General features: G+C 71.9%; 24 protein-coding genes, 1 tRNA gene and 1 pseudogene. 13 read left to right on the forward strand and 13 right to left on the reverse strand.

The genetic code is table 11. The features are described from left to right. Window positions 1-135: 135 nt before the first annotated feature. The 4 genes from ABZ848_RS18655 (at window position 136) to ABZ848_RS18670 (ending at window position 2,409) form a co-directional block, all read left to right on the forward strand. Entirely contained in the window at window positions 136-612 is a 477-nt protein-coding gene (locus tag ABZ848_RS18655; RefSeq protein WP_360832907.1) for a hypothetical protein, read from the forward strand. Window positions 613-653: 41 nt separating this feature from the next. Next, complete coding sequence (locus ABZ848_RS18660) at window positions 654-1,049, forward strand: hypothetical protein (RefSeq protein ID WP_360832910.1); 396 nt, start codon at window positions 654-656, stop codon at window positions 1,047-1,049. A gap of 590 nt (window positions 1,050-1,639) precedes the next feature. Further along, window positions 1,640-2,011 (forward strand): hypothetical protein, encoded by a 372-nt coding sequence (locus ABZ848_RS18665; RefSeq protein ID WP_360832913.1) that lies wholly within the window; start codon window positions 1,640-1,642, stop codon window positions 2,009-2,011. Further along, window positions 2,008-2,409: a hypothetical protein gene (locus ABZ848_RS18670; protein WP_360832916.1), complete on the forward strand. Its 402-nt coding sequence runs from the start codon at window positions 2,008-2,010 to the stop codon at window positions 2,407-2,409. Before ABZ848_RS18665 ends, ABZ848_RS18670 begins: the two co-directional genes overlap by 4 nt. A gap of 39 nt (window positions 2,410-2,448) precedes the next feature. On the opposite strand, the gene ABZ848_RS18675 is transcribed toward ABZ848_RS18670, so the two are convergent. Beyond that, window positions 2,449-2,811 (reverse strand): hypothetical protein, encoded by a 363-nt coding sequence (locus ABZ848_RS18675; protein ID WP_360832919.1) that lies wholly within the window; start codon window positions 2,809-2,811, stop codon window positions 2,449-2,451. Between the two features lie 213 nt (window positions 2,812-3,024). Beyond that, a complete protein-coding gene (locus ABZ848_RS18680; protein WP_360832922.1) occupies window positions 3,025-3,243 on the reverse strand; it encodes a hypothetical protein in 219 nt (72 codons plus the stop codon). A 417-nt stretch (window positions 3,244-3,660) separates the two neighbouring features. On the opposite strand from ABZ848_RS18680, the gene ABZ848_RS18685 reads away from it, so the two are divergent. Beyond that, complete coding sequence (locus ABZ848_RS18685) at window positions 3,661-4,017, forward strand: SH3 domain-containing protein (protein WP_360832926.1); 357 nt, start codon at window positions 3,661-3,663, stop codon at window positions 4,015-4,017. Window positions 4,018-4,276: 259 nt separating this feature from the next. Here the strand turns inward: ABZ848_RS18685 and ABZ848_RS18690 are convergent, their stop codons facing one another. The 10 genes from ABZ848_RS18690 to ABZ848_RS18735 form a co-directional block, all read right to left on the reverse strand. Then, on the reverse strand, window positions 4,277-5,149 hold the full coding sequence (locus tag ABZ848_RS18690) for a helix-turn-helix domain-containing protein (protein WP_360832929.1): 873 nt from the start codon (window positions 5,147-5,149) through the stop codon (window positions 4,277-4,279). A gap of 416 nt (window positions 5,150-5,565) precedes the next feature. Continuing rightward, complete coding sequence (locus tag ABZ848_RS18695; RefSeq protein ID WP_360832932.1) at window positions 5,566-6,450, reverse strand: extensin; 885 nt, start codon at window positions 6,448-6,450, stop codon at window positions 5,566-5,568. Next, a complete protein-coding gene (locus ABZ848_RS18700; RefSeq protein ID WP_360832935.1) occupies window positions 6,447-7,385 on the reverse strand; it encodes a bifunctional lytic transglycosylase/C40 family peptidase in 939 nt (312 codons plus the stop codon). Before ABZ848_RS18700 ends, ABZ848_RS18695 begins: the two co-directional genes overlap by 4 nt. Then, on the reverse strand, window positions 7,382-8,371 hold the full coding sequence (locus ABZ848_RS18705; protein ID WP_360832938.1) for a replication-relaxation family protein: 990 nt from the start codon (window positions 8,369-8,371) through the stop codon (window positions 7,382-7,384). Before ABZ848_RS18705 ends, ABZ848_RS18700 begins: the two co-directional genes overlap by 4 nt. Window positions 8,372-8,416: 45 nt before the next feature. Continuing rightward, window positions 8,417-10,831 (reverse strand): DUF87 domain-containing protein, encoded by a 2,415-nt coding sequence (locus ABZ848_RS18710; protein WP_360832941.1) that lies wholly within the window; start codon window positions 10,829-10,831, stop codon window positions 8,417-8,419. Continuing rightward, entirely contained in the window at window positions 10,819-12,675 is a 1,857-nt protein-coding gene (locus tag ABZ848_RS18715) for a conjugal transfer protein TraC (protein ID WP_360832944.1), read from the reverse strand. The genes ABZ848_RS18710 and ABZ848_RS18715 overlap by 13 nt, the downstream gene beginning before the upstream one ends. Continuing rightward, window positions 12,672-13,622, reverse strand: a complete 951-nt coding sequence (locus ABZ848_RS18720; RefSeq protein ID WP_360832946.1) for a PrgI family protein — start codon at window positions 13,620-13,622, stop codon at window positions 12,672-12,674. Before ABZ848_RS18720 ends, ABZ848_RS18715 begins: the two co-directional genes overlap by 4 nt. A 6-nt stretch (window positions 13,623-13,628) precedes the next feature. Beyond that, window positions 13,629-15,239, reverse strand: coding sequence for a hypothetical protein (locus ABZ848_RS18725; RefSeq protein WP_360832949.1), 1,611 nt, complete (start codon window positions 15,237-15,239; stop codon window positions 13,629-13,631). A 314-nt stretch (window positions 15,240-15,553) separates the two neighbouring features. Beyond that, on the reverse strand, window positions 15,554-15,919 hold the full coding sequence (locus ABZ848_RS18730) for a pilin (protein ID WP_360832952.1): 366 nt from the start codon (window positions 15,917-15,919) through the stop codon (window positions 15,554-15,556). Window positions 15,920-16,253: 334 nt separating this feature from the next. Further along, window positions 16,254-17,042, reverse strand: coding sequence for a hypothetical protein (locus ABZ848_RS18735; protein ID WP_360832955.1), 789 nt, complete (start codon window positions 17,040-17,042; stop codon window positions 16,254-16,256). A gap of 468 nt (window positions 17,043-17,510) precedes the next feature. Between ABZ848_RS18735 and ABZ848_RS18740 the strand changes: the two genes are divergently transcribed. The 6 genes and pseudogenes from ABZ848_RS18740 to ABZ848_RS18765 all read left to right on the forward strand — a co-directional run bounded on the left by ABZ848_RS18740 (window position 17,511) and on the right by ABZ848_RS18765 (window position 22,668). Continuing rightward, the gene (locus ABZ848_RS18740) at window positions 17,511-18,182 is read left to right on the forward strand and encodes a hypothetical protein (RefSeq protein WP_360832958.1); all 672 of its coding nucleotides are present in this window, start codon (window positions 17,511-17,513) and stop codon (window positions 18,180-18,182) included. A 22-nt stretch (window positions 18,183-18,204) separates the two neighbouring features. After that, window positions 18,205-19,173 (forward strand): DNA methyltransferase, encoded by a 969-nt coding sequence (locus ABZ848_RS18745; protein ID WP_360832961.1) that lies wholly within the window; start codon window positions 18,205-18,207, stop codon window positions 19,171-19,173. Continuing rightward, window positions 19,160-19,666, forward strand: a pseudogene (locus tag ABZ848_RS18750) (DNA cytosine methyltransferase); the annotation flags it as partial. The gene ABZ848_RS18745 and the pseudogene ABZ848_RS18750, both read left to right, overlap by 14 nt. A 91-nt stretch (window positions 19,667-19,757) precedes the next feature. Next, window positions 19,758-20,207 carry a hypothetical protein gene (locus ABZ848_RS18755; protein WP_360832964.1) on the forward strand — a complete coding sequence of 150 codons (450 nt, stop codon included), beginning with the start codon at window positions 19,758-19,760 and terminating at the stop codon, window positions 20,205-20,207. Window positions 20,208-20,460: 253 nt separating this feature from the next. Next, entirely contained in the window at window positions 20,461-20,757 is a 297-nt protein-coding gene (locus ABZ848_RS18760) for a hypothetical protein (protein ID WP_360832967.1), read from the forward strand. Window positions 20,758-21,339: 582 nt separating this feature from the next. Further along, complete coding sequence (locus tag ABZ848_RS18765; RefSeq protein WP_360833522.1) at window positions 21,340-22,668, forward strand: recombinase family protein; 1,329 nt, start codon at window positions 21,340-21,342, stop codon at window positions 22,666-22,668. Here the strand turns inward: ABZ848_RS18765 and ABZ848_RS18770 are convergent. Continuing rightward, window positions 22,630-22,702 (reverse strand) — tRNA-Arg (locus ABZ848_RS18770). The two genes, ABZ848_RS18765 and ABZ848_RS18770, sit on opposite strands and share 39 nt — an antisense overlap. 321 nt (window positions 22,703-23,023) lie before the next feature. Between ABZ848_RS18770 and ABZ848_RS18775 the strand changes: the two genes are divergently transcribed. Then, entirely contained in the window at window positions 23,024-24,631 is a 1,608-nt protein-coding gene (locus ABZ848_RS18775) for a dynamin family protein (RefSeq protein WP_360832970.1), read from the forward strand. 3 nt (window positions 24,632-24,634) lie between these two features. Further along, complete coding sequence (locus ABZ848_RS18780; protein ID WP_360832973.1) at window positions 24,635-26,671, forward strand: YfjP family GTPase; 2,037 nt, start codon at window positions 24,635-24,637, stop codon at window positions 26,669-26,671. Window positions 26,672-26,827: the final 156 nt, after the last annotated feature.

A 26,827-nucleotide genomic window follows, 5' to 3' on the forward strand; every position in this document is an offset into this window, starting at 1 on the left:
GTGGCGCGATCCTTCGCTACGGCCGCTGGGCGTCGCCGGCGAGCGGGAGCGCGGGCGGCTGCTGTGGCCGCTGGGCGTCGTGGTGGCGCTGCACCCCGCCGTACACCACCCCTCATACAAAGGAGCCCGCTTCCCATGACGTCACTCGCCGAACGCGCCCACGCCGCCGCCGTGTTCATCCGTCACAACACCGCCGTCAGCCCGCACGGCCGCTACCGGGGCGAGGAACACGCCCGCACCGCCGTACGGCTGGCCGCCGCCCTCGGCCTCGGACTGGACCAGATCACCACCGCCCCGGACTCGCTGCGACGGCGCACCACCCCGGGCGAGCCGGTCCTGGCCACCGCCACCTGCCCCGACACGAACGAGACGTACGTCTTCCTCGCCCGTTTCCCGATCTACGACGACGAAGCCTTCGAACTCCTCGGTCCGTGCCCCGAATGCTCCGGCCAGGTCCCCCTCGCCACCGTCCGGCACCTCGCCGACCTCGGCACCCACCTCGCCCGCCCGCCGCTCACGCCCGAGGACGTCGAGCGCGCGAACACGGTGCCGGACACTTTCGCCGACGACGAAGGCCACGCCAGCACCTGCCGCTACGGCGAAACCCTCTGACTGGCCGCCGACCCCGCCACGCAGGAAGGACACGCACCGCCATGACCGACCCCGCCAGCCGTACCCGAGGTACCGCCCCTCAGACCAACACCCCCTCCACTCCGCTCAGTTCGCACCGGTATGCCGTTCAGGACCTCCTTGTCGAGGCGCACCAGCGTCTCACCGCACTACCGCCCGCGTCGGCCCCGAGCCTGCACGAACTCCTCGCCCGACTCGTCGTCGGGCTCTTCGACCGCGACCAACTCGGTGGCTGCCCGCCCTCCCTGGGTGGGGTCGTCGACGAGGCCGCCGCCTGTCTGCTGAACCTGGCCACGCCTCAGCGCGTGGCCACTGCCTTCGACGACGACCTGCTCGCCCGGCTGGGTGATCTGGACCGCCTCCCGCTGCCCGAGCGCCTCCGTCTGCTGGAGGCCTGCGTGCGGCGCACCCGGGCATGACCTGCCGCCGTTGACCCTGTGGGGCCCACACTCGGGCCCCGCCCCGCCCGCAGATCACGGACCGCACCGGCCGCCGCCCGTCCCGGAAGGACATCCTTTATGCCTGGTAGCGCCATGCCGCAGCACCTCACGTTGGTACACCAGATCCTTCAGCACGCCCATGACCTCCTCCTCGCTGCCGAGGACGAGGAAGATCCGCCGTTCACCGAGTTGTTGACCCGGGCGGCGGACCGCTTGTCAGCCGAGGACCGTGGACACCTGGACCCGCCCGCACTCGCCTGGGCCGTGGCAGAAGCCGCCAGCCAGCTACTCGCCCGCTGCCGGATTTCAATCGGCCCGGGGGACCCGAACGTGCCCTACTGCCTGCAAGCGCTCGACCGACTGCCCCGCACGGCTCGCATCGGCCTGCTCACCGGGGCCATCCGACACCCGACCCCAGGCCCTCGCGGCACCCAGCTGCCCGTCAGGCGCATTCCGCCCTCAGGCGGGCAGACGACCGCCCGGGGGCGTCGGATGGGGGCCTGCCCGTGTCCGTGCAACAGCGGTGGCTTCTGCGGTGGCTGCGGGCACGCGGGCTGCGGAGGACGGCGATGAGCCGGCATGCCACCGGAGGCGACGACGAGGTGCGGCGTCCCCCCGACGTCGACGGCGTCGAGCCCGAGGGTAGTGAGCCGTACGACGAGGTCGCTGACCCGTTCACCGGCACCGTCCGCCTGTGCGCCCGCCGCTGCGGCACATGCATTTTCCGCCCGGGTAACCTCATGGATCTGCAGCCCGGGCGCGTCACGGACATGGTCACCCGGGCGTCTCGTGCAGAGGGGCACATTGTGTGCCACGCGACCCTGGGCACTGCGACACCGGCGATCTGCCGAGGCTTCGCCGACGGACCCGACCAGGGCCGCAGCCTGGCCCTGCGCCTGGCCCGCGCGCTCGGCACACTCCGGGAGATCTCACCGCCATGACCAGCGCACCGAACCCGCCGGGACCCGGTACCCGCCTGCTGGCCGACCAACTCGCTCTCGGCGACCCGCTGACCGTCCTCACTGCCCGCCACCCACCCGGCGACCGCCTTCACCGCCTCGCCCGCGCCTTGTGCCAGACCGCCGGCGAACTGGACACCGCGTACGGACGGGTACAACAGGCTGGCCGCGAGCTGCGGGCTCTGCGCGGTCGGTTGGTCGGAGACCCTGAGGAGATCGACGCCTTGAGAGAGGAAATCAGCTCTTCGGCTGGGGAGCTGGAGGTGATGCTGGAGCGGTGCGATGTGCTGGACACGGCCCTGATCCGGCTCCTTGGTATTTACCAGGACGTCGTCCCAGCGCCCGGGGCGAAGCCGCGGGCGGCCTCTGCGGCATCGTGACCGAGCGGCCGACAGCCCCCGGCGGACCGCTACGCGACGTCAGCGGTGGATCTTGGCGCACGGTGTGCCGTCCGCTCTGTTGAACTCAATGCACAGCCAGGCGCCGTCCGGGAAGTTTCGGCCCTTGAGGTTCCAGTCGACGTCCGAGAACTTCGTCGTTCCTGCGGTGACCGGAGTCGCGTCCTTCCATCTGGTGATGTCGGTCCGCTCGCCCTTGTAGACCGTGTACAGGCGGGCCCGGACGCCGGTGCCGTGGCCGTCCATCCATCCGCCGGCCCGCTTGACTGACAAGCCTTTGCCCTTGACGCTCAGTCCGACTTTGCCGTCCGTGACGGTCGCGTCCGCGTGCGCGGGGGCAATCGCGCAGACCAGGGAGAGGAACGCCGCTGCAACGGTCGTCATATGCTTCATGGTTCATCCAAGGAGAAGTGCCGGGCCGGCAGTTGAGACGTCCGGCAGGTGGATCAGAAACGGAAGGGCGCGGGATACGGGCCACAGTGGGCCGTGCCACATTGCGGGAGTAGACCGCGGCGCTCGGCACTGTTGGCCCGACGATGGCGACGGCCGCTGCCCCGGTGGCCGCACCCGGGCAGGCCGCCGGGTGGCCGAGGTCGCCTATCTGACGCGCTGCGCGCAGGTCACGGGGACCTGGCCGCCGACGACGATGTACCAGTTGTAGCCGTGCTTGCCGCACTCGCGGTAGAGCGGCCCACTGTCGCTGCGACCGAACGCGATGACGCAGAAGTTGTTCCGGATCACCTCGCCGCGGTGGACGTAGCGGACCACCGGGGAGTCGGCTCGGGCAACCGGAGCGTCGCCCACCGGTCTGCGCACGGCCACTTTCCTACCCGTGATCTTGACCTTGCAGTGAGTCGGCCTGGCCCGGTTCTGGGACTGGGCCAGGCCGGGTCGGCCGATGCGAGACCCCCGAACAGGGCGGCCAAGCCCAGGAGACCGGCTACGGTCGGACGCAGACGGCTGTGGACGCAAGACAGGGCCATCTCCTGCTCCTTCGGTCAATTTCATGCGCAACGCGACACCGGGGGCATCGACGTCCTGGACCGGCGGGCTGGGTATGCGGAACGCCCCGCCGGCTGCCCCTTGCAACGACCGGCGTGTGCGCGAAGCGGTGCAGAATCACCTGAACTAGCGGAACATGCTGCTAAATGGAGCAAAGAGGAACTGCGGGTGTGTGATTTCGCAGCAGTCTTCAGTGCCGATGCCGCTGAACCCGTAGATAAGGAACGCCCGTTGTCTCTCCGCCGCGTCTCGCTGTTCACCGCGACCGTGCTCACCGTCCCGATGCTCGCCCTCTCGGCTCCTGCGGTCGCCGCCACGGCGCCAGCACAGGCGCCCGCCACCGCGGTCGCCGCCAAGAACGACTTCTGCCGCATCGCCGCAGCGACGGCGGCGGTGCGCTCCAAGCCCCGCAGGAGTGCGGCCAGACTCGTCACCGCGCACAGGGGCGATTCCTGCACCGCGCACGGCTGGGCCGAGGGCGACGGAACATGGGTGAAGGTCACGATGAAGCGAACCGGCGTCACCGGGTACGTGCACTCGTCCCGAGTGGCATGGGGCAAGGAGGAACTGGTCAGCACCGGCTCGTGACCGGCCCTCCAGGCCACCCTGGTTGTGCCTGCGGCGGCGACTGCGGTGTGTCCAGCGCGCCAGCTCAGGGATCGTGTGCGCGAAGGTGCCGCGTGCGGAACGCCCGGTCCGGTAGGCCGTTCCGTAGCGGCTGCCGCCGACACCTCCGGCACGACCGTGCTCAGCCAGGCTGCCGCCTATGTGGTGTGGGGGACTCGCACGCGGCCGGGCTGGTTCCCAACTCTCGTGGGAACCAGCCCGGTTCGGCGCAGCCAGCGGGTTATCGGTTGGTCTCGGGTGCCGCCAGGCAATAGGTGCGTGGCCGGTCGCTCACCTGCTCGGCGATGCCCTGCTTGACCAGCTTGTCCAGGGCGTTGGCGATCGCGCCCGAGGACTTCTCGATCACACGGCTGATCTTGGTGGCGGTGAATGCCTCTCCGGGATGCGCTTGCAGGTGGCCGACGACCATCTGTCGTAGTGCTCCGGGGGCGAGCCGCTTGTTCTCACCCGGCAGGATGATCGCTTCCGCGGGAGCGGGAGCCGTCTGCTGCCCGGCGTCTGCGTGCAGGGCTGGGGTGTTCGCGTCCCCCGAGCAGTCGCTGTCGTCCTTGTCGTGCGGGCCGTCCTCGGTGCCGCTGTCGGTGTTGCTGTGCTCGGTGTCCTGCGGCGCCTCGGTTGCCGGGTCGGCGGTGTCGACGTTGCCGTTGTCCGGTGCGGTGTCCGGTGCGGTCTCGGCGGTAGCGGCATTCTCGTGGTCCGTGGTGTCGTGGTCCGGCTCGGGGCTGTGCACGTCCGGGGCATTGGTGACGGCGGTCTCCAGCATGCTGGTTGCGGGTTCCGGATTGGCGGGACCATCGCTGCTGGTTGCGGGGGTGGGGGCGGCGCGCCAGCGGTCGGGGGTGCGGCGGGGGCCGTCGTGGCCGCCGGGGGTGCGTACGGCCAGGCCGTGCTCCTCCAGGGTGACCAGGGCCTTGCCGGTGGTGGAGCGGCCCAGGCCCGCGGCGAGGGCGAGTTCGGCGGCCGTGGCCCCGTCGGCGGTGAGTTTGACGAGTTCGGCGTAGATCGAGGCGGGCGCGCCGGCCAGACCGGCCAGCGGTTCGGGGCTGGGGACGGCGTGCAGCGTATGCGTGGTGTCAGTCGTGGTGTCGGACATGAGGGAACCTCGATTCCATGAGGCGTTGGGCGGTTGAGGTCCCGGCCGGGGTGCGGGACCGCGTGTGGGCGGGCCGCGGTGTTCGGCGGGCGCGTGCGCATCGCGTGTCTCCCGGGCGAACGTGGCTGTGACGCGGGCGGGTTCGCGGATCTCCGTCGGCCCGCCCGGCGCGTCGGCCACGACCATGGACGCTCCGCTCCGTCAGGAAGTCAAGCGGGCCGATCCCTCTCGGATCTGACCAGATCAGAGTGGGTGCCGAAAGGGCCGGACGTTGCGGCTGGCATGGGTGGGCAGCGGTCGGCGAGGGACGTGTGACAGCCCCGCACGCCAGCTCCCGGTCGGCGCTCTGCGGGAAGGCGGAACGGCGGGCCCGATCGGATTCGGCGGGACGGACCGAGCGGTGGCCGGGTTGCTGCTCATCCGGGTGGGAGCGATCGATCGGCTTCATGGGCGAGGAGTTGGTCACGGATCTGGCGGGCGCGGCGCGGCCCGATGCGCAGATCGGTTCTCAGCCGCCAGATGCTCACGGGCTTTCCTGAGGCAGAGCGGGCAGCATCGTTCAGGGCGACAGCGCGCGGCCACACGTCGGCGTCCGTCGCCCGGTTCTCGGCCGACGGCGATCCGGCGGCAAGGGAACGGCCATGGGGCACCTGGTCGCCCGTACGGGGCTCGGCACGGCCCTTGTTGCGGGGAACCGGGGTGCCGACTATGGCTGGGCGGTGATCGGGGTTGCCCTGCGACGGGCGATCGCCGGACGGATCGGGGGCAGTGGCATCCGTGTCGGACTCCTCTCCGCCCGATCCAGCTGTGAGGACGGGGTGTCTGAGGTGCTGCTCCACGGGATCGGCGATGCCGATCTGCTCCAGCAGGTCGGTGACGGTCCTTCGGTAGGCGGCGATCGTTTCTGTCAGGGCGATCAGAAGCAGGGCCGGGGTCAGATGCAGCAGGACAGCTGCCGGGTCGGCCCTGCGGGGCAACCCGATCTGCCCGTCGGGCCACAGGCTCTCCCAGGCATTCATGAGAGCGGCCGTACAGCCGGCGCCCCAGCGCAGAGCGGTCGACCAGGCCGGCGGGCGGATGCCCCAGGAGGCCAGGCGCGCGTCCACGTACAGGACGCCGGCGAGCGCGGTGCCGATCATCGGGTCCAGAAGGATGGCGATGGGCCAGGGGACACCGCGGCTCGCGGCGAAGCGGGTGACGTTGACCGTGGTGAAGACCAGGGCGAGGAGCGCGACTGTGCACAGGACCCAGGTCATTGAGCGCAGCAGACCGATGGCCTCGCGGGCGGCGATGTGCTTCACCGGGCACCCGCTCCTCGGTTCGAGGGCCGTGTCGCGCCCTGGAAAGAGGCGGTGTTGGTGCGGGCAGGGCCCTGGCGTACGACGGCTCCGGGGTGCGGGGCGTCGATGGCCTGGCCGCCTCCCGTGTAGAGCGAGACGTGGGTGACGTTTCGGGGACCGGTCCCGAAGAACAGCAGGTCGCCTGGGGCCAGTTGGGCGCCGTTGGGGAGGCGGGGGCCGGCGTCGTACTGGGCCTGGGCGACGCGGGGGATGGTGAGGCCCGCGGCGCGGTAGGCGGCCTGGGTCAGTCCGGAGCAGTCGAAGCCGCCGTCGGCCGGTCCGTCGCCGCCCCACACGTACGGGGTGCCGAGCTGGGCGCGGGCGAAGACAACGGCCTTGGCGGTAGCGCTGTTTGGGGCGAGAGGCGCGGCGGCGTAGTCGGCGGCCACGGCAAGGACGTGATCCACGTAGGCCCAGTCATGGTTGTAGTGCCAGAGGGCCTGCCGGAGGTTCTTGCCGTTGCGGGCGCCGTTGGCGCACAGCAGCCGGGCTGCGGCGTGGACGGCGTCGGTCGGGTCCCAGGGGGTGGGCGGCTGCTTCCCGCCGGGCGGTACGGGATACGCGTACGACGTGAATGTGGACGGCAGGAACTGCATCGGCCCCACGGCCCCTGCCGAGGACACCATGGTGGGGTTGCGTCCGTGATCGGTTTCCACCTTCCCGATCGCGGCGAGGATCGTCCAGGACAGGCCGGGGCACTCGGGGGCGGCGCGCTGGTAGAGGGCGAGCATGTACGCGGGGATGTCCGCCAGCGCCTGTTTGCTCGGCGAGGCCGCCACGCTGCCGCCGGAGGACAGCCCGCCCAGCAGCGCGGCGATGATGACAACGGCCAGGAGTGGCAGGGCGAGGACTGTGCAGCCGATGCCTCCGGCGATTTTGGTGAACAGGGAACTCACGTTCCTGCGTCGGGCGTGGGCGGGAGCGGGGGCACGGGGAGTGTGAGGGCGGTGTCGGCGTCGGTGGGCTCCAGGTCGGCGGCCGAGCCGAGCGGGGTCCAGCGGGCGGCGAGGCTGGTGAGTGTGGTGCGGCGGGTGTCCCCGGGGCCGAGGGGGCTCCACCACGGGCCCCAGGGGCTGGAGGTCGTGAAGTCCGCGGAGGAGGTCGCGATGTTCAGGCTCAACTCGCGTGCAGGAGCGGCGAGGCGACGGCGGAGCGCCTGGTCGCGGGAGGCGGTGCGGGTGTGGACGAGCAGGGCAGGCCGGGTGCTGGTGGCGGTGGTGAAGGCCGCGTAGCCGGCGAGTTTCGCCTCGACGCGGGACAAGGGCTGGCTGCCGGTGTCGTATTCGAGGAAGAACGGCAGCGTCTGGTCGCCGTCGCGCCAGTGGGCGTAGGCGTCGGGGCGGACGATGTCGCCCCAGCGGCGGGCGCAGGAGCGCTCGGACAGCCAGACCGGCAGCCCGGCTTCTGGCGTGGTGCGGCTGCGAGCGGCGAGGCGGGCGAGGAGTTCGTTGACGCCGAGGTCGTGACCCAGGGACGGCGAATAGGCGATGCGGCCCGTGTGGCTCGGGCGCCAGCCGAGGTCGGCGAGGTCGCATCCGGCGTGGGCGGCGAGCACGGCGGCACCGGCGGGACCGAGGGTGTAGTGCTCGGGGGCGGACCCGGTCTGGGTCAGGGGGCGGAAGGAGTCGAGGACGGCGTGCTGGTGCAGGGTGCGCAGGCGGCGCTGCGCGGAGCGGAGAGAGGTGTAGGCGAGGCTGGCGACCTGGTGGGTGGTCAGGACGCGGTGCTCGTGGAGCATCCGGGCCAGCCACAGATCACGGGTCGTGAGGTGACGGGAGAGCGCGGCTACGTCGGTGTGCCGGGCAGGGCGCGGACGGGTGGTGGAGGCACGGGCGGTGTAGCGGGAGCCGGGACCGGCGGCGGGGCGGGGGAGTGCGGGCATGACAGGTCGTCACCACCAGGAATCGCAGGGAAGTGGGGTGTTGTTTCAGGGGCGGGTGGCCGGTCGGGGGCCGGTCCGGGAGCCCGCTGCCGTGCGCAGGTCTGTGGCCCGGCCGGGCACCTGGGGCGGCAGGGGCCGGGTGGTGAGGGTGAAGGCGGCGGTCTCCGCGCCGCCGGCCAGCAGGTGGGCTGCGGCCTGGTAGGGACCGAGATGGGCCAGGTCGTGCGCGGCCAGAGTCGGGAGCGTGTGCCGCTCCAGTGCGTTCGCGTCCTCGGGGGAGGCGTTGAAGAAGACCTTGTTGCGGGCGTTGGCCGAGATGCCCTCGCGCAGGTCGCGGGGGAGCTGCGCGAGGTGCTGGTGGGCCAGCAGCATGGACAGGCGGTAGCCGCGTGCCTCGGCGAGCATGTCCTCCAGCGGATAGGGCAAGGTCAGGAAGTTATGCGCCTCGTCGATGCTCAGCGTGGCGTCGATGCGCGAGTGCTCGGGCAGGCGGGCGCGGGCCGCAGCGGCCTGCCAGGTGCCGGCGACGATGAACGAACCCAGGAGCCGGGCGGTCTCCTCGCCGAGGGCGCCTTTGGGAAGGCGGGCGAGCAGGATGCCGCCGTCGAGGACTTGGCCGAGGTCGAAGGTGGAGGGGCCGGCGGCGATGGCGCGGCGGGCAAAGTCGCGCAGCAGGAAGGCGCGCAGCTTGTTCATCACCGGGCCGACGACGGCCGCGCGGGAGGGCTCGGACATCGACTCGTACCAGGCCCAGAAGCCCCGCAGTACCGGGTCCTTGAGCGCGGGGATGATCCGCAGCCGGTAGGCGCTCTCACCGAGCAGGCGGGGGACGTCGGCGAGGGTGACCAGCTGGCGGGTGCGGTCGCGGTGCTTGAGGAGGGTCAGGCAGGCGGCGCGCATGACGTCGTCGGTGCGCGGGCCCCAGAAGGCGGTGAAGATACGCCGGAAGATGCCGGTGATGTTGTCCACGACGACGTCGATGTCCGCGCCGTCCAGGACGTTCAGGCAGGGCGGGGTGTGCGGGTCATCGGGGTCGATGAGCACCAGGCGGTCGGCGCAGGTGTCCGGGAGCCGGTCCAGCAGGTCGGTGACCAGGTCGCCTTTGGGGTCGATGACGATGACGCCGCGATGGTGGCGTACGTCGTCCAGGACGAGGTTCGCGATGAGGGTGGACTTGCCGGAGCCAGTCGCGCCCATGACATGGAGGTGATGGCGGGCGTCGGCGACCGCGAGACCAACGCCGCGGCGCGCTCCGGTGTCGGAGCGTCCGAGAGGCTTGACCCCGTTTCCGGGTGAGGGCTCGGGGACCAGCGGGGGCGGCAGGACCGAGCGGGCGCCCGCCCGCTGGACGCCCGGCGCGTCCGCATCGGCGGGGAGATGAGCGAGGACGGCGAGTTCCGGCACCGACAGCAGGGCGGGGCGCCCAGACGAGAACTGCCGGGCACTCAGGTTCGGTTCGGGGTGCCGCAGACGGGTGCGGGCGAGGTAGTTGCGGTCGGCGAACAGGCCGAAGGCGGATGCGATCGAGTGGGCCCGGCCGCGCGCCACGTCGTGGGCACGCTCCTCCTTGGGGCTGCACGTAGCGGCGTAGGTGAGAGTGCACTGCCACTGGGATCCGGCGAGTTTGCCAGCCGACTGCCGTACGGCGGTGGCGTGTTCGGGGTCCTGCCGTCCGGTGGCGGCCGGCTGGGCGCGGTGGAGAAGGAGAGCGGCCAGGGCCGGCAGCCGGGCGGGGGCCTGACCTGCCTTGAGACGACGTGCCTGGCGGCGGGCCCGGCGCAGCGCGCCGCCGGTGGCCGGGCGGGCCAGGAACTGCACGCAGGCGGACTCGTCCTCCGACATCCCGGTCGCGGCCTGCAGAAGTGCGCGCAGCGGGTCGCTGGCGTGGTCGGTGCGCAACGGCAGGACGTCGGGGCGGGCCGGCCGCAGCCGTCCGGCGGTCACTTCGTGCCCGATCGGCAGCAGGGGGCCGGGCTCGGTGACGCGGGTGTGGGCACCGGGCCAGGCAGCTTCCACCGCACGGCGCACGAGGCCGAGGGGCACCGTGCCGGGAACCCACAGGCGGATACAGAGTCCGGTGTGGGACCAGGCGTATTCGAAGGCGAGATGGGGCTGGCCGGTGGTGATGCGGCGCCACCACGGGCGCAGGAGTCCGGACAGCTGGGCCCACAGGACTTCGCCGCCCTTGGCGGCGACCTGGGGCGGAGCCAGGACCTCCACCAGGCGGGCGCCGTCGGCGAGGCGCTGCTGCCGCACGCGCACCAGGTGGCGTCGGACGGCGTATCCACACGCTGTGGATACGAGGGCGGCGGGAGCCAGGACAGGCGCGGACGCGGCGCACCAGTCCACGGCCGATGTGAGCGCCAGCTCGCCGAAGGCTCCGGGATGGTTGAGGAAGTCCACCAGCCACCCGTGCGGCTGGACAGCGGCAAGCTGGCCGTGCGCCGTCACAGCTGCCACTCCTCGTCTCCGACCGCTTCACCGAGGTAGAAGCCATCCGACTCGGCGTCGCCGCCTGGGTGCTGGGCCGCGAGTTCACTCGGGTCCGTGGTGATCACTTCATGTTCGCCGGAAGCCGCGATACTGATCAGAGCGACCTTGTGGCGGCGATCTCCGGTCAGCAGCAGGGCCTCGCCACGGGTCGCGGAGAGCAAGAACTCCCGTTCCCCATGGCAGAGATGGAAGTTCTCGCTGATCGAGTCGATGGCCTGCGGGGCCTGGCGCAGCAGGATCTGTGTGGCCGCGTTGGACACGATGGCCCGGCCGAGCGGGGAGGTGAGGACGTCGTCGGCGTCCTGGGTGACCACGGCCAGGCCGGTCCAGTATTTGCGGGCCGCCTTGGCCAGACGGAAGAGGAACCGGGCACCGGCGCCGTCGCGCATCAGCAGCCACGCCTCGTCGACCACCACGAGGTGGCGGCCGGAGCCGGGGCGGGAGGTGACTTGCCGCCAGATCGCGTCGAGGGCCACCAGCATGGCCGGCGCCTTGACCTCTTCCGGGAGCTGACGAAGTGCGAAGACCACCAGGTGACCGGAGGCGGCGGTGGTGCTGGGGCCGTTGAACAGCTGGGCGTGGGAGCCGGTGGTGTATGGCACCAGCCGGTTGGCGAGATCTGCCGCCGTCTCGCTGCCGTCCTCGGCCAGGACGGAAGCCAGGTCGTCGAGTGTGGGCGGCGTACGGTTCCACGTGCGTGCGTCGCCGGTGATCCCGGCTCGTGCGTATGTGGCGAGGATTGCCCGGTCGAGCACCGCCTTCTCGGCCGCGGTCACGTCGGTGCCGAGCAGCACGGCGAGGAAGGTGTGCAGGAACAGCACCCGCCGAGTCAGCACGTCCTCCTGGGTGTCCGTCGCCGCGGGGAGGTCGAAGGGGTTGAGGCGTACGCCGTCCGCGCCGAGGGCGATGACGTGTCCGCCGACGGTTTCGGCGAGGCGGACGTACTCGTCCTCCGGGTCGATGACCGAGGCCGTGACACCGGTGAACAGCAGCCTGAGCAGCTCCAGTTTGGTCAGGTACGACTTGCCGGCGCCGGAACGGGCCAGGGTGATGGAGTTGTAGTTGTCCTGCGCGAAGCGGTCCCACAGCACCGGGGCGCCGGAGACCGCGTTCAGCCCGTACAACACCCCCGACGCCGTACCGTCCTCACCGGTGGCGACGGGGAGGTCGGGGCTGGTGAAGGGGAAGCAGGCGGCCAGCGCGGCGGTGTCGAAGGTGCGGCGGATCTTGAGCGTGTCGATGCCGAGCGGCAGGGTGGCCAGCCAGCCGGGCAGGGCCCGGTAGGTGGTCGGCGCGACGGTCATGAGCAGCGACTCGGCGATCGCCCGGACAGCTGCGGCCTGCTCAGCCAGGCTCTCCTCGTCCGGGGCGTGCACGGTCAGGTAGAGGGCGACGTGGAAGAGTTTGCCCTCGCCGCGGGCGATGCGGTACGCGAGATCGGCGGCGTCCGCAGCGGCGGCCTCGACCTCCGGATCGTCCAGGTGCCCCTTGTCGAAGCCGGTGCGGCGGCCGGACTCAAGACGGGCGCGCTGCTTCTTCAGCCCGGCGGCCGCGACCGGGTTGGGGACGGGCTCGATGTGCAGGGCGATGTCGAGGTGGCCGGGGAAGTTCAGCAGCGGGGCGAGCCAGCCGGCGGTGACCTCGGCCGGATAGCCGGTGACCACCAGCGTGGTGGCCAGATGGGCGCCGACGGCCAGGGCGCGGGCGTGCACCTCGACGGCCTCGGGCCCGGTGACGTCGAGCAGTTCGGCGCCGTCGATGCTGGCAGTGGGGGAGATGGGGGGACGCTGGCCGAAGCGGAGTCGGGTCATCCGAGGGAACCTTCCGGTTTGGTGGCGGGCGGGAGTTGGGTGTCGGGGTTGCAGGCCGCGCTGACCAGGTCGGCGCCGCGTTCGGCATCCAGGGGCGTGACGGTGATCTCGGCGGCAGCCAGGGCCCGGGCCGCCTCGTCGAGACGCTGCAGAGCCCGGCCCCCACCCGCGGTGCGACGCATCCCCTGCGGTGCGCTTTCCTCGCGGGCGACCAGCACGATCTGTCGGCCGAGCAGGTTGTCGCCGGTGGCGAGGTCGCCGAGGAACTCGGCGTGTGCGCGGGCCGCCCTCTCCAGCGCGGGATGCGGCAGCGCGGCGGCGTCCTGCTGGAGGAGGTCGGCGAGCGGGGCGAGATCGATCCGGTGACAGCGCACCAGCAACTGGGTGGGGCCGGTCAAGGAGTTGAGCCAGCGTGCGAACGCCGCGGTCAGGCCCTGCTGTTCGGCCGCCGAGCGCAGCTCGAAGTTGACCGTGGAGCATGTCGCCAGGGCGGCCCTGCCCTCCGTGCCCAGGTCGAGCACGCCATCGGCGGTGATGCCGTCGTACGGCATGTCCATCGCGGCCGGGGGCGGTCCGGCGGCCCTGGCCCAGCGGTCGGGGACGACGGAGGGCAACGGCGCGATGCCTTCGGGAGCGTACACGCGGCGCTTGGGCGAGCGGGAGTGCAGGAGGGCGGCGGCCAGGAACCGGTCCAGGCCGATTCCTTCGCGCTGGCCCAGGACGAGTGCGGCTACCGCCCCGGCGATCGGGATCACGAGAGCCGCGTACGCGAGCGGTGCCATGAAGGCGCGGCTGGCCCACCAGCCGCCGTACAGCACGAGCGCGGCGACGGCGAGGATGGCGGTCTGCCGGGCCGTGAACGGTCCGAGGAGGCGGTCGGGGCGGGAGATGTCGGCCGGGATGCGCGTGGCGTACGAGCCATCTGATGTCTCATCGGTCGGGTGCATACGGGGTTACCTCCGGGGCGGTTCGAGGGGCAGCCGCAGCTGCATGGGGCGCGGTGGGCGAACACGGGCGCGGCGCGCGGGAATGGGCAGGGCCAACTGGCGCGCACGCGGCACAGGGCGGGCCGGGGGCGGTGCGGCGGGCGCGGCACGGGCTGCCGGGGGCCGGGCGGGAACGCGCTCGGCGCGGATTGGCAGCCACAACTGCGTGGCCCTCGCGGGGTGGGCGGGGGCACGCTGTGCGGCGATGGGCAGGGCCAGTTGGCGCATGCGGCGGGCCCGGGCGGGATGGATCACAGCGCGTGGACCTCTCGGCGTACGGACAGGGGGAGCCGCCCCGGGGCCCCGGCGCCTGGGGACCTGGCCTGCCCGGGCCCGGGTGCCGGGAGCGCCGGCTGCTACGGGGGCCGCGCCGGCGGCGCCCGCGCGGCGCCTGCCCGGCCTGCCCGGGGCACCGGGTGCGGCCGGGCCCGCTGCCGCGGGGCTGCCACCCGGACGGCCCAGTGCCGCACGGCCCCGGCCCCGGCCCCGCACGCCCCCGCCGCGCCCGGGCCCGGCGGCGGGCGGGCGGCCCCCTCCGGGCCCGCCTCCGCGCCGCCCCGGACGGCCGCCCCCGCCTCCCGGCCCGCCGCGACCAGGACCGAGCCCCCCACCTCCACCACCGCCGGGACGGCGCCGCGGCAGCCGCATGCCGGGCAGGTAGTGGTCCATGAGCCGGTACATCGCCAGGTGCTTGAGCATCCGCACCCCGCTCGGAGCGTGCGGCTGATGCACGGGGGTGCCGCGCAGGACGACCTGCAGGCTCCAGCCGGGAATCTTGAACAGGACCCAGAACAGGGCCACTCCGGCGAGCATCGTGCCCAACTGGTCGGACTTCGGGATGCCCAGGGTGGTGGCGCTGGGCGCGAAGAACAGCTTCAGGGCGAGAACGAACGTCATCGACTGCCCGACCTGGATGACCAGGCAGCCTGCCAGGGCCCGCCACCACAGCCGGGCGACGGGATCGGTCAGCGGATGCGCGTGACACGCCAGCATCAGCGGCGCGGCCACGGCCAGCAGGGCCATCACCGCCACCCGCACGAGGAAGCCGATCAGCACCGCGAGCACCAGCGCGATCATCACGATCGCCAGGATCAGCAGGTACAGCTTCAGCCCCGCGACGCCGAACAGGGCGAAGGGCAGGACGCGTTCGACCATGCCCTGCCCGGCGTCCGCCATGTCGGTGGCCATGATCGCGTGGGCGAGGGCGTTGGACAGGCTGATCGCCTTGCCCATCACGGTCAGGGAGGTGGCCGCCGCGATGATGCCGAGCAGCAGGCGCGGGGCGATCTGCTGGAGGGCGTAGCGGGTCTGCACGGTCTCGTAGCCCATGACCGTGACGCCGCCCGCAGTCACGAACAGCACATAGATCCCGGCTGTGATCCCCAGCATGGCGGTCCACAGCCGCTTGATGTCGGCGTGCTTGGTGACATCGGGCGTGGCCAGCAGGGTGTCGGCGAGGAATTCGCGGACCGGCTTCATGATCTGCTCGATCAGCATGCCGAGGAACGAGGTGATCGCGTTCACGATCATGCCGGGGATGTCGAGGATGTCCCAGCTGGTGTCCTTGTCGCATCCCACGCCGGTCGCCTCGCATGCGGAGGGCATAGGGCCTGGTGCCGGTTCTGGCCGCGAGGGCTTCGGCGCGGGAGCGGGGCGCCCCGGCGTCGGGGGCGGTCCGGGAGAAGGGTCGGGCTTTGGCTGAGTTCCGGGATCGGGTGGGGGAGCGGTGGGTCCCGGCGCGGGCTGAGGTTCAGGCGGCTGCGGAGCCGCTGGCGCTTGCGCTGCGGCGTATGCCGGGTGCGGGGCGGCGAAGGAGACCGCCACCGGTACCAGGACGAAGACGGCCAGGGCGAACAACAGGGGCACAGCGCGTGAGTGTCGGCCGTCGGGGGTCACTGCCCGCCTCCGCCCGTGCCGACGATGCCCTGCAAGACGGTCACGAACACCGGGGCGAGGACCGCCAGCCCGTAGCCGATGGCCGCGGCCCTCAACGCCCGCTTGGCGGCCTCGACTTCCCCTGGATCGCCACCGGCCATCAGATAGCGCAGTCCGCCGAAGGTGAGGAACAAGGTGGCAAGGCCGGCGAGGAGGCCGACGATCCAGTTCCGCAGATTCGTGATGACGGTCGGGATGTCGGCGACCGCCCAGACATGCGGCGCGTCCGCTAGCAGTGCGCAGGCGGTCAGGGCGCTGGTGAAAACGAACCGGAAGGACCAGCGGACCAGTGGTCGGCGTGGCCGACGGAGCCTTGCGGGCATGGCAGCACACCTTCATCGGGGCACACGGCCGGATGGGAGCAGGACGGGACAGGAACGTCGTAGAGGCGTAGGGCAGTTGGCGCGGGGTGAGCAGACCCTTGGCCCGGGCGCCGACCTCCTTGCGGGGGTGCGGCGGCAGGCAGTTCTCGGGTGTCAGCACGAGACGGTCGTGCTCACCCCGCACGCTGCGGAGCTCTGGTCCGGGGCATCGGCCGCCGCCCCGGACCTCGACGGACGGGCCGATCCGAAGCCGGGCGGGCCGCCGTCACCGTGAATAGAGACCCCGGCGGCGGGAATTGACATCCCGCCGCCGTAAGTCCTCCTGCTGGGCGAACTACCGGTTCTGCAGCTGGCGTCGCAGATGGGCGGCGAGGTGCTGCTCGGCAGCGCTACGGTGCCGGTAGAGCTGACGCACACTCACGCCGCGCTCGGCCGCCAGACGGTGCATGGGCTCGCCGTCGAGGCGGGTACGGGCGATCAACCGTGCCTCGGCCACATCCACCACCCGGGCCTGTACGGCACGGGCCAGCACGGTGAACTCATCCGCCGGCTCACCGTTCCCTGCCTGCGGCGCGGAGCAGACGTGGTCGAGGTGCACCGCCGCCGGGGCGGTTTCGCGGGTGGCGCGGCGGAGCGCGGCGTACACCAGCCGGTGCACGGCCCGGTCGGCGGCGCTGAACAGTTCCCGGTCCAGCCGCTCCGTGGTGGCGTCGACCGTGCGCAGGGCCGAGGCGACGGCGGCCAGGGCTTCCTGCTCGACCTCGGCACGCTCCAGGTGGACGGGGCGGGCCAGCCGGGCGAGCATCCGGCGCAGGACCGGAACGGTCATGGCCACCGCGACCACGTCCCACGGCTCGCCCAGTTCGTGGGCGCGCCGGATCACCTCGCGCCAGGTCTGTTCCCGCAGTTCGGGGCGAGTGGAGGGGTGGGCGAGGTGGGTGCGCACCCGGTCGACGGGCCACGCCGCACGGTCCGGGTCGTCGCACACCAGGTGCGCGGGCAGCGTGAGCGGCTCCACCTTGTGGCTAAGGGCGAGGAACGCCTGCTCCAGCTCCCCGAGCGGCGAGCGGACGGCGCCGGCCTGACGGGGGGTGGGGCGGTGGTCGTGGTGACGGTGGTGCATGGTGCGTCTCCCGTGAGCGGTGCGGACAACTTCCGCCGCCACTCCTCCCAAGCCCTCGGGCCACGAACGGCCCACCCGCAGACCAGCGCCGTGCCTGCTGCGGTCGAATGGTTCGGCGCGTGCGATGGCCCGCCGCCGGTCCGCCCCCGATGACCTGGAGCGATGCCCCAGCCGCCGGAACGCGAATCGAACACAGAATTTCTCGGCTCCGGTTTCAGTTGTCTCCGTGCGATGAGTCGAGGTGGCCCAGCGGTGGCTCGGAGCTGGCGCGCGACTGGCTCGCATGCGCAATGAGCTGCGCAGATACGGTGCACCGTGAGGTGACCGGGGATGCCTCCGAGGGCGCGGCCGCAGCTGCCCGGGGATCGAACACCTACTGGCGGGATGACAAAGATCAGCCGCCGGGTCCCTATTACTTCACGTCAGCACGAGACGGCCGGACCAACGGTCCCGGGCGCCAACTAGCCCATGACGAAGACCCCCTCCCGCCGATCCACCGCTTCCCGCCCGCGTACGTCCAACCCGCTGCCGACGACGATCTGGTTCCCCGGCCCGGATGAGCCCAACGTCGCCCATATCCCCGGCGCGGTGCTGCCCGCCTGGGCGATCGACAAGGTCCGCACCGAGTTCGTCGGCCGCCCCGGTCACCGGCCCGCGCCGCTGCTCAAGATCGCCATCCGGGACACGGCGCCTGGCATGGCCGCCCGCATCCCGCGCACGCCCATCTCCACCACGGCCGACGACGAAGGCGCCACGGGCAAGCCGTCCATCCTGCTCGCCGAGCTTCACCCCGATGCTCTCCCCGCCCCCACGGATGACCTGCCGGCCAGCAGCAGCGAGATGGCTGGCGCGCTGGAGGACGGCTGGCCCGGCTTCTTCCACCGCGCCCACCGGCTCCTCCCGGCCAACGGCTTCCTGCTGCTGGCCACCCGCCAGCGCCGGGACTCCGGACGCCTCACTGACCCGCTCGGCGCGCTGATCGCTTCCGCCCGCACCGCCGGCTTTCGCTACCTCCAGCACATCGTGGTCGTCTACGGCCACCCGGTCGGCGACCGCCTGGTGCCCGTGCTGCCCCCGGACGCGTCTCGTGGCGTCGCGCACTGCGACGTGATCGCCCTGTCCGCGATCACCCATGCCTAGGCAGAGGAACAGGAGTACCGCTGTGCCGTCCCCGCTCTCGGTGTGGAACACCGCCCCGACCTCCGCCCCCGCCCAGCGCGCCGACCGCTACGTGCCTGGCTCTGCCGCCCACCCGGCCAAGATGCTCCCGCAGATCGCCGCCCACGCCATCGCCGCCTACACCCTCCCCGGCGAACTGGTCCTGGACCCCATGTGCGGCATCGGCACCACCCTCGTCGAGGCCATCCGCCTCGGCCGCCACGCCCTCGGCACCGAGTACGAACCCCGCTGGGCCGACCTGGCCCGCGCCAACGTCGCCCACACCCTGCAGACAACCGGAGGCGCCAGTGGACAGGTCGCGTGCGGCGACGCCCGCCGCCTCACCGACCTCGTCGACGAACGCCACCACGGCAAGATCGCTCTCGTCATCACGTCACCGCCGTACGGGAACTCGGTGCACGGACAGGTCCGCTCCACCCGCGAGACCGGCGAACGCGGCGTGGTCAAGAAGGACTTCCGCTACAGCCACGACCCCTCCAACCTCGCCCACGTCTCCACCGACCGGCTCCTGGAGGCCTTCACCGAGATCCTCACCCAGTGCCGACGCGTCCTTCGCCCCGGCGGCACCGTGGTCGTCACCACCCGCCCCTGGCGCGAGGGCGGCGAACTCATCGACCTGCCCTCCGCCGTCCTCGCCGCCGGACAGGCTGCCGGGCTGACCCCCGCCGAGCGCTGCGTCGCGCTCCTCGCCGGCATCCGCGACAGCCGCCTGATCTCGCGCCCGTCGTTCTTCCAGATGAAGAACGTCCGTGACGCCCGCCGCCGGGGCCTCCCCCTCGCGGTGGTCCAGCACGAGGACGTCCTCGTCTTCACCCGGCCCGGACAACACACCGGTCCGAAAGCAACGACGGACGAGCCGCGGCGCGCAGCCACAGCGGCTTGCAGACCGGCGACCCCGGCCGCCGTCCGCTCCCGCACCTGCGCCCGAAGGGGCCGCTGTGGCGGCCACTGACCTTCCGATCGGCAGCCTGTTCTCCGGAGTCGGCGGCCTGGACCTCGGAATCCAGGCCGCACTCGGCGGCCACATCGCCTGGCACGCCGAGTCCGACCCACACGCTGGTCAGGTCCTCGCCCGCCACTGGCAGGTGCCCAACCTGGGCGATGTCCAGGCCATCGACTGGCACCGGACCGAGCCCGTGTGCGTCCTCACCGCCGGATTCCCCTGCCAGGACCTCTCCGTCGCCGGCCCCCGCACCGGACTGGCCACCGGCACCCGCTCCGGCCTGTGGCGCCACGTCGTCGACGCCATCGACGCCCTCAACCCCTGCCTGGTGGTGATCGAGAATGTCCGAGGCCTGCTCTCCACCCGAGCCGGAACCCACGCCCTTCGCCACGTGGAACCCTGCCCGCGGTGTCTGGGAGACCCACCCGATCAACCCCGCATGCGGGCACTGGGCGTGCTACTCGCGGACCTGGCCGACCTCAGGTACGACGCGAACTGGACATGCGTACGCGCCTCTGACGTCGGAGCCCCACACCGTCGGGAGAGAGCCTTCCTCACCGCCTGGCCGGCAACACCCGCACAACGGACCTTTGTTGAAGACGCCTACGGCGAACCTGGGCAGCAACGGCGGCTCCCAGCACCCGGCCAGGCGCAAGGCCGGAGGCCACGGCCCGACCCTGGCCGACGAGATCGAACACCTCCTGCCCACCCCGAAGGCCAGCGACGGTGCCAAGGGCTCCCCGAACCAACGCCACGGCAACGGCAGCCTCACCCTTGCCTCCACCGCGGCAACGCTCGCCGTGCCAACCACCCCGACCGAGGCCACGGAGCTGCGCTCCGCCGCACGGGAGCCCACAGCCCAGCACCCTGCTCCGGCCGAGGGGGCCGAGTACCTCCTCCCCACCCCGACGTCCTCGGACGGGAACGGTGGCGCGGGCACGACCCCGAAACGCAAGGGCGGCATGAACCTGAGAACGGCCGTGACTCGCCTGCCAGCTGGTGGGGCGCCTATCTGCCCGCCATCCGCAGATGGGAGCACCTGACCCAACGCGCGGCGCCGAGGCCCACCGTGATCGGCACGCGCCGCCTCTCCGCCGAATTCGTCGAGTGGATGATGGCGCTCCCCGAAGGCTGGGTCACTCAGACCGAGGGCTTGTCCCGCGCCACCCAGCTTCATCTCCTCGGCAACAGCGTCGTACGACGACAAGCCGCTCACGCCATGGCCCTTCTGCTCCCCGATGGCATCCCACCGCATGATCATTCGCGGTGGTGCGACACACGAGTGGGAGTCGAGTGGTGAACAGCCCTCCGCCGCCCCGCGTCAACGCGCAAGATCGCGGCCTTGACGACGCGGCCGAGACGGAGCGTCCATGGTCGTCGGTCGGCGCGTCGCCCGCCCCGCGAATGGCGGGCGCGGATGGCGCGCCGACGGTGACCGTGCGGTACGTCGTCGTCGACGGGCCCGACGGTGAAGCGCTCGCGCAGCGCCAAGCCGCCGCGATCCGTCAGGTGCTGGCCTGGCTGGCCGCCCATTCTGATGGCACGGACGAGAACGGCGCCTCGACCACGCGCAAGGGCCGCTCTGACCAGTAATCGGGGGCGGCGGGAAGGACGCCAGTGACCACATCGCCCACAGCATCTTTCGGGGCACCAGTCCCGGGGATGCCTTGGGATCCGTCCCCGCCTGAACCGCACACCGTCCAGGCTACTGTCCCGGTTGCCTGGCTGGGGCGCACCTCTACTGAGGATTCCCAGGACCCCACCCTTTCGCTGCCGCGCCAGCTGCGCAACGCCCGCGCCGCACTGCCTCCGGGGTGGGTCATCGTGGCTCACTTCTACGACGTCGAATCCGGCCGCAAGGACCTCGACGCCCGAGGCCACAGCACCGCGCACGAACGCTTCGCCATCCCCATCCCCCGTGACGGAGGCATCAGCGACCTCCTGGACGAGGCCCATAGCCCGTCCCGCCGCTTCGCGGCCGTGATCTGCGAGTCCATCGAGCGCGTCGCGCGCCGCACCTACTTCGGTACGAAGATCGAGCACGAACTGGAGCAGTGCGGTGTCGCTCTGTGCGCTGCCGACGAGCCGATCCTCACCAGCAACACCGCCAAGCGTGCCACCCCTACCCTCACCCGCCGGGTCAAGCAGGCCGTGGCGGAGTGGTACGTGCTGCAGATGCTGGAGCTGTCCTGGGACGGCTTCATTGAGCACACCAAACAGGGCTGGAACATCGGCAAACCCCCATACGGCTACCTTGCCGACAAGGTTCCCCACCCGGTCCCCGCACGCCGCGCCGAGGGCCGCACCAAACATCGCCTCCTCCCCGACCCCCTTCGTGGTCCGGTCGTCACCGAGATCTTCCAGCTCCGCGCGCTGGAGAAACTCGGCTACCAAGCGATCGCCGACCGCCTCAACCTGGACCTCGCGAAGTACCCGCCGCCCGTCGCCAACCGGGCCGAGGCCACCATCGGCCTGTGGACCGTGCAATCCGTCCGCGGCATTCTCGAAAACCCGAAGTACACCGGCTACCAGGTCTGGAATCGCAAGGCCCGCAAGAAGCGCGGCAACAAACGCAACCCTGTCTCAGAATGGATCTGGTCTCCGCAGCCTGTCCATGAGCCCCTCGTCACGCGCGAGATCTTCAACTCCGTCTGGACCAACAAGAGATCCGGCCAGGGCTCCCGCGGCGGCGCCGAGCCCAACACCCACCCCGACACCCAGCGCACCTACCCCCTGCGCTCCTACGTCCGCTGCACGCTGTGCGAGCGCCGTATGTTCGGCAAGACCAGCAAGGGCCGCCCGCACTACGTGTGCTACCGCGACGACGTCCACCACCGCAACGCCGACTGGTTCGATCAGCACCCCAAGGCCCTGTGGGTCAGTGAGAAGATCCTCGTCAACGCAGTTCACTGGTTCTTCGGCGAGCGCGTTCTTGGCCCCCGCCGCACCGAGCTCCTCCACGCCCAGCTGGCCGCCTCCACACCCGGCGCCGGTGACGCGCAGAAGGCCGAACAGCTCCGTGAGGAGATCAAGGCCATCGAACGCCGCAAAGAACGTCTCCTCGACGAACTCGACGAACACGAAGACGCGGGCGACCCAGAAACCACTCGTGAATTCCGCCGCAGCATCCGTGAACGCTTCGACCGCCACGAACGCAAGCGCCGTGAACTCCTCGCCCGGCTCCACCAGCATGAACAAAGCGGGAGCGGCAGGGAAGAACAGAACGCCGACCTCATCGACTTGCTGCCCCGACTCGGCACGAGCTTCGCGACGCTCCCGGAAGCCGAGCAGCGGCGACTCTACGACGCATTCCAGCTAGAGGTCCGCTACCTGCGGCCCCGGCGTGAGGTCCAGCTCCAGGTGATCGTCCCGGCCGCGACGGCCGAAGAGCTGGGCCGCTTGACGCGGCAAGTGGTCGCCCCGCTCACGGCGGCTCGCACCGGAGAAGACCAGCCATGTTTTGGGCGCCCCCGGCAGGACTCGAACCTGCGGCCAAGCGCTTAGAAGGCGCCTGCTCTATCCACTGAGCTACGGGGGCCGGGTGTGTGGCCTCTGTCTTGGGTGCCCGGGTGTGGGCCGGTCCGTGACGTTGCCGGGGACAAGGATAGGGCTCCCGCGTCCATGTCCCTGTTGCTTCGCCTCCGTGGCTCGATGTGGAGGTTCGGTGAAGCGGTCCTGATAATCGCAGGCAGGTACGAATCGTGCATCGCTTTTGGCCGCTCACGCACCGGGTGTTGTGCACTCGTTATGCCTGGACTGTGCCTCCGTCCCAGTCATCCCTTCCGTCCCTTGTGTCCTGTCGGCGCGCAGACATGCTCATATGCTTCAGAATTCCCCTAAAATTGGGCATTCTTCGCATGTGGTGACCTTGGACGTACGGCCTCAGCTGCTCGACGCACTCTCCGCCCTGCGCGACCGTGTCGCCGCCGCACGCTTCCCGCTGCCCCTGGCGGGGGCTCCACGCGCGCGTGCCAACCGCGACGAACTCCTCGCGCAGCTCGACGACTACTTGGTGCCCCGGTTGAGGGAGCCCGAAGCGCCCTTGCTGGCCGTGATCGGGGGTTCGACGGGGGCCGGCAAGTCGACCCTCGTCAACTCCCTTGTGGGGCGCAGGGTGAGCGAGGCCGGTGTGCTTCGCCCCACCACGCGGACGCCCGTACTGGTCTGCCATCCGGAGGACCATCACTGGTTCAGCGGGATGAGAGTGCTGCCCGATCTCACCCGCGTCTGGGTGCCCCACCAGGACGGCGCGGACGACCTCCTGCTGCCCGGCGAGGACCCCGCGCGCGTGCTGCGCGTCGAGACCGCCGACACCCTCCCGCGCGGCCTCGCCCTCCTCGACGCCCCCGACATCGACTCCCTGGTCGCCGACAACCGCGTTCTCGCCGCCGAACTCGTCTGCGCGGCCGACATCTGGGTCATGGTCACCACGGCGGCCCGGTACGCCGACGCCGTGCCCTGGCACCTCCTGCGCACCGCCAAGGAGTACGACGCCACCCTCGTGACGGTCCTCGACCGCGTGCCCCACCAGGTCGTCTCCGAGGTCTCGCGGCAGTACGGCGCCCTGCTCACCAAGGCCGGCCTGGGCGACGTGCCCCGCTTCACCGTGCCCGAACTCCCCGAGTCCGCCTGGGGCGGCGGGCTGCTGCCGGCCACCGCTGTGGCGCCGCTGCGCACCTGGCTCGTCCACCTGGCGCAGGATCCGGCGGCGCGGCAGCACGCCATGGCCCGTACGGCCCACGGAGTGCTCAACTCCCTCAAGGCGCGCATGCCCGAACTCGCCGGCGCCGCCGCCGCCCAGTACGCGGCCGCCCTCCGGCTCACCTCCGCCGTCGACGGCGCGTACGACAGTGAGCACGCGCGCGTGCGTGGGCGGTTGCAGGCAGGCGCCGTACTCGCCGGGGACGCGTTGAAGCGGTGGCGCGCGTTTCCGCTCGACTGCAACGCCGGCGAGCTCCTCGACGCCCTTGTGGAGAGCCTGGCCGCGCTGCTGCTGTGCGCCGTGACCGCCGCCGACGAGCGCGTGGACGAGGCCTGGCGGCGCGAACCCGCCGCGTCCGCCCCGGAGCTCGCCGGGCGCGACGCGTCGCTGGACAGCGCCGAGCACCGTATCGGGCTGGCCGTACGGCGGTGGCGGCGGGAGCTCGAGGAGTACGCCGAGGAGGAGGTCCGCGAGCTCGAACGCAGCGTCGCGCCCGACCCCGAGGCGGTCGCCGCCCTGGTGGCCACCGCGCTGCTCGGCGGACGCCGGGCGCGTTCGGCCGGCGAGGGGCTCGCGGAGCGCATCGGCGCGCACGGGGCGCTGCGGCTGCGCGACAGGGGCGGGCGGCTGCTCAACGAGCACCTCGACCAGGTGATGCACGCCGAGCGCGAACGCCGGCTCGCGCCCCTGGACGCGCTCGACGTCCACCCCGAACCCCAGGCCGAACTCATCGCCGCGCTGTCCGTACTGCAGAAGGAGAGGTGACCGGTGACCGCCGTCACTGACCAGGACCACACCGAGCACGCCGATCACACGGGGGACGCGGTGAACGAGGACAACGAGAACAACGACAACGACGAGAACAACGACAACAAGGACGACGACAGCGAAAACGGCCTCCTCAAGGACGCGATTTTCGACACGGCCGCGATTTCCGGCAACGGCCCCTATAGGGAGCGCACTTCCAAGGGCGGCGGCACCGACGAGCCGGATGCCGCGCAGGCCCCCGCGGACCGTGAACGCGACGACCACGCGCGCGTGGCGGGCGCGGACGTGTCCGGCCGTACGGAATCCACGGACCCCTCCGGTCGTACGGAATCCGGAGACGCCTGGGACGACGGGCTCATCGCGCGGCGCGTCATCGAAGGGGCCGCCGCCGAGCACGCGGCCATGGTGGAGGCGCGGGGCCACAACGCGCCCCCCGCGGCCCCACTGGCGTACGACGGCCCCTTGCGCTCGCGCCTGGACGCTCTGCGCGAACTGGTCGGGCTCTCCCGCACCCGGCTCGACAGCCGCACGCTCGCCGAGGCCGGACGGGTGCTCGACGAGGCGGCGGCGCGGCGCCGGCTGTCCGGGCAGCACACCGTGGTCGCCATCGCGGGCGCGACCGGCAGCGGCAAGTCGCAGCTCTTCAACGCGCTCGCCGGGGTGACCATTTCGGAGACGGGAGTACGACGGCCCACCACGGCCGCGCCCATCGCGTGCAGCTGGAGCGACGGCTCCGCGAGCCTCATCGAGCGGCTCGGCATCCCACCCCGGCTGCGCAGACGCCCACTGCAGAGCGCCGAGAGCGAGGCGCAGCTGCGCGGGCTCGTCCTGATCGACCTGCCGGACCACGACTCCGCCGCCGTACAGCACCGCGAGCATGTCGACCGCATCCTGGCGCTCGTCGACGCCGTCATCTGGGTCGTCGACCCGGAGAAGTACGCCGACGCCGTCCTCCACGAGCGCTATCTGCGGCCCATGGCGGGGCACGCCGAGGTCATGTTCGTCGTCCTCAACCAGACCGACCGACTGCCCGGCGAGGCCACCGAGCAGGTCCTCGACGACCTGCGGCGGCTGCTCGACGAGGACGGGATCGCGCTCGGCGAGTACGGCGAACCGGGCGCCACCGTGCTCGCGCTGTCCGCTCTCACCGGGGACGGCGTCGGTGAACTGCGCGAGCTGCTCGGCCAGTTCGTGGGGGAGCGGGGTGCCCCGGCGCGCCGGATCTCGGCCGACCTGGACGCGGCCGCGGCCGGGCTGTGGCCCGTGTACGCCACCCGGCGGCGGACCGGCCTCAACGAGGAGGCGCGCGACGAGTTCGCCGCCCGGCTCGCGGACGCGGTGGGCGCCACGGCGGCCGGCGAGGCGGCCGAGCGCGCGTGGCTGCGCAACGCCAACAAGGCCTGCGGGACGCCCTGGCTGCGGCTGTGGCGCTGGTACCAGGACCGGTACGAACCGGCCACCGGACGGCTGCCGTTGCGCGCGCAGGCCGACGAGGAGGCCACCGCGCGCCAGCGCGTCGAGCAGGCGGTACGGACCCTGTCCGACCGGGCCTCGGCGGGACTGCCCGCGCCCTGGGCGCAGGCGGTGCGCGAGGCCGCCGTAAGGGGATCGCAGGGGCTGCCCGAGGCGCTCGACCAGCTGGCGGCGCGCGCGGGACTGCCGCCGGGGCGGCCGCCGCGACCGGGCTGGTGGCCGGCCGCCGTACTCGCCCAGGCGGCCATGACGATCCTCCAAGTCGTCGGCGGGCTGTGGCTGTTGGGGCAGATCATCGGGTTCATGGCGCCCAACCTGGGTGTGCCGGTGCTGCTGATGGTGACCGGGATCGTCGGCGGCCCGCTGGTCGAGTGGAGCTGCCGGATGGCGGCGCGCGGGCCCGCCCGGCGGTACGGCATGGACGCGGAACGCCGATTGCGGGAGGCGGCCGCCGGCTGCGGGCGGGCCCGGGTGCTGGATCCGGTGGCGGCGGAGCTGCTGCGGTATCGGGAAGTGCGGGAGCAGTACGGGCGGGTTGTGGGGGTGGGCGCCACGTCGGGGTGACGGTGGCTCACTCGTCCGGGTGATGGAGTTTTCCACAGGTGGGCGGTGGTCCACAGGGCTCAGCGGGCTCGGCCCGACGGAGGCAGTCTGGCGGTGCGGCGATCACGCAGCACGTGGTCGCCGCGGCAGACGCAGCCGTACGGGACGGGCCCGTAC

The sequence above is a fragment of the Streptomyces sp. NPDC047081 genome, assembly GCF_040643775.1.
Lineage (GTDB): Bacteria > Actinomycetota > Actinomycetes > Streptomycetales > Streptomycetaceae > Streptomyces.